This window comes from Micromonospora sp. (assembly GCF_048594385.1).
In the GTDB taxonomy this organism is placed as follows: Bacteria; Actinomycetota; Actinomycetes; order Mycobacteriales; family Micromonosporaceae; genus Micromonospora; species Micromonospora wenchangensis.
In genome coordinates this window covers 1-3,059 of sequence record NZ_JBMDWU010000630.1, presented here as the reverse complement: position 1 = coordinate 3,059, position 3,059 = coordinate 1, and the positions used below count along the sequence as shown (strand labels likewise).

General features: G+C 72.4%; 2 protein-coding genes. One reads left to right on the top strand and one right to left on the bottom strand.

What is annotated here, in order from left to right:
* Positions 1-90: 90 nt before the first annotated feature.
* The gene (locus ACOJTC_RS32925) at positions 91-1,485 is read right to left on the bottom strand and encodes an endo-1,4-beta-xylanase (protein ID WP_377683780.1); all 1,395 of its coding nucleotides are present in this window, start codon (positions 1,483-1,485) and stop codon (positions 91-93) included.
* 586 nt (positions 1,486-2,071) lie between these two features.
* Between ACOJTC_RS32925 and ACOJTC_RS32920 the strand changes: the two genes are divergently transcribed.
* On the top strand, positions 2,072-3,059 hold a 988-nt coding region (locus tag ACOJTC_RS32920), incomplete at its 3' end, for an SRPBCC family protein (RefSeq protein WP_420119807.1).

Here is a 3,059-nt window from a genome sequence, read left to right as displayed (position 1 = left end):
CCGACCCGGTGCACCCGGGTCGGGCCGGCGGCGGTGGTAGTCAACTCACGGTGGTACTCAACTGACTGTGGTACTGGAGTGAGGCGGTACTCAGCTGGCGGTGCAGGTGGGGGTCATCCCCGCCCCGCTGCCGTTGCCCTGGAACCCGAACTCGGTCGACTGACCCGCACCGAGCGCACCGTTGTAGTCCACATTCGTGAACCGCACCGTCCCGGAACTACCACTGGCCGTCGCCGACCACGTACCGGTCACACTCGAACCACCAGGCAACGTCAGGCTCACCGTCCACCCACGCGTACCCGACGAACCCGCGGTCACCTTCACCGTGGCCACGAAACCACCGGTCCACGAATTCAACGACACCGACGCCGAGCACCCCGACCCACCCGGAGGGGGCGTCGTCGGGTTCGGCGGCGTGGTCGTCGGGTTCGGCGGGGTGGTGGTCGGGTTCGGCGGCGTGGTCGTCGGGTTCGGGATGCCCGGACCCGCGTTGAGCGCGTTCAGCACCGAGTCGTACGCCGGCTTCTTGTTGCCGTTGCAGTCGAACAGCAGGGCGTTGTCGGAGCCGCGCCACGAGTCGCAGTCGCGCACCCCCCACACGGTGATGCCGGCACACCGGGAGATGGCCATGCAGGACCGGGTGACCGTGCCGAAGATGTTGGCCTGGTTGCCGCCGGTCATCACGTCCAGCTCGGTGATCTGCACCTCCACGCCGAGGTCGGCGAAGCGCTGGAGGTTGGCCTGGTAGTCACCCGGGATCGTGGTGCCCAGGTGGGACTGGAAGCCGACGCAGTCGATCGGCACACCCCGGGACTTGAAGTCCCGCACCATGTTGTAGACGCCCGTCGACTTCGCGTTGACCCCGTCGGTGTTGTAGTCGTTGTAGCAGAGCTTCGCGCCCGGGTCGGCGGCCCGGGCGGCCCGGAACGCCGCCTCGATCCAGTCGTTACCGGTGCGCTGCAGGTTCGAGTCACGACGCCCACCGCTACCGCCGTCGGCGAACGCCTCGTTCACCACGTCCCACGCGTAGATCTTGCCGCGGAAGTGGGTGGCGACCTGGGTGACGTGGTTGATCATCGCGCTGCGCAGCGCGCTGCCCGACATGCCCTGCGCCCAGCCCGGCTCCTGCTGGTGCCAGAGCAGCGCGTGGCCACGCACGCTCATCCCGTTGGCCTGGGCGTGGCTGACGATCCGGTCGCCGCCGGTGTAGTTGAACCGGCCCTGCTGCGGCTCGGTGGCGTCCCACTTCATCTCGTTCTCGGCCACGATCGAGTTGAACTCGCGGTTGAGAATGGTGGTGTAGGTGCTGGTGGACAGCTTGCCCGTCGCGACCGCCGCGCCGAAGTAGCGGCCCTTCTCGGCCGCCGCCGCCCGCAGGGTCGTCCCGGCGCTGGCTGCGGGGGCCATCGCCAACGTCATCCCGACGGTGAGTGCGCCGGCCACGGCGAGGGTCGCCGTGGCCAGTAGGGCTCTCTTGGGTCTCATGTCGCATCCTTCTCGAGGTGGGTGCAGCGGTGGTGGTGCTGAGGTGCCCGGTTCCCGGTGCGGTGGGTCGTGCCGGCCGGCGGGGTCCGCCGTCCAGTCGGCCAGGACGGACCATCGTGGCCGCCGTACCCGGCCCGGACGAGGGACAGTCGGCGATGTCCCGGTCGCGGTCCGTGCCGGCCGTCGACCCCGGTGACCTCGACGCCGGGGCCGCAGCCCGGATCGGCGAGAGGATCACCCGCTGTGGGCAACGGCGCAGCGCCTCCCGAAAAGGGCGCCATGATCCTCCTTCGAGGAGACCGGGCCGGCCGTCGACGGAGTCGTCCCGCCCCTGCTCGGGGCCGGTCGCGCCGTCGCCGGCAGCTACTGATGGGAAATCCTGACCCGACGTCCCACATGCCCTGGGGGGACGTCGCGATCCGAGGCTCGACCAGCACGGCTCGCCCGGTGAGCCATCAGGTGCGGTGGTCCTCGACATCGACTGTGAGCGATAACATGTGTTTCGTCAAGTCGTACCGCAGTGAGCCGTGTCGATCGTGGCGACCAGATTCACCCAGGGGGCGTGTGGGCCGTAGAGTCTCTCGCCGTGATCGAGATCGGCACGCAGGTCGACCTGCCGCACCCCGCCGACCGGGTCTGGCGCGCGGTGACCGATCCGGCGCTGCTGGCCCGCTGGTTCGCCGGGGCCGAGGCGGTGCCCGACCGGCCGGGCCGGTGGCGGGTGGGCACCGCGGGGCTGCCCGGCTTCGACGGCGACGTCGAGATCGCGGCCGTGCGCCAGCGGGCGCCGGAGCTGCTCGTGGTGCGGTGTGTCGAGGGGGCGCGGCACACCGAGCTGACCTGCGTCCTCACCACCACCGCCGAGGGCTGCCGGGTGACCGTCCGGGAGACCGTGCAGCAGGGCGACTGGTCCGCCGGGCAGGGCGCGCGGCGCGAGGAGTGTTACCGGCAGTCACTGGCCGGACGCCTGCCCGCGCTGCTCGACTGGTTGGCGTTCCGCGAGGTCGACCTGCGGCGGGACAGCGCCGCGCCGACCGCCGTGCTGCCGGTGGCGCTGATGGCGGACGTGGCCCGGCCGTCGACCCGGGGCCGTACCGGTTGGGTGGTGGTCGGGTCGGGCACGGCGGCGCTGGCGCTCGGACTGGCCGGCTGGGCCCTGCTGCCGCCGGAGCGGGAGGAACCGACCGGGGCGGCTCCGGTGGCGCCGTCGGTGCGCCCGACCGCCACGCCGAGCCCGTCGCGGTCCGTCGTGTCGGCACGCCCGACGTCGGCCCCGCCGTCGCGCAGCGCCCCGCCGAGCCGGTCGCCGTCGGCTACCCCGTCGCGGACCCCCACCCCGACCCCGGCGGTCGCGGGGCCGCTGGACGCCCGGTACGCGACGGTGTCGACCCGGGTCTTCGGGTACACCGGGGAGGTGGTGGTCGCCAACCCGGGCGCGACGCCGGCCACCGGTTGGACGGTCGTCGTCACGCTGCCCCGGGGCAGTTCGGCGGCGGAGGTGACCGGCGCCGACTGGCGACAGGACGGGCAGTCGGTCACCTTCACCGGCCCGGCCGTCGCGGCGGGCGGGACGC

Excerpts from the sequence above, each read along its gene's own strand:
- ACOJTC_RS32925 (WP_377683780.1), bottom strand. The coding sequence starts at position 1,485 with ATGAGACCCAAGAGAGCCCTACTGGCCACGGCGACCCTCGCCGTGGCC.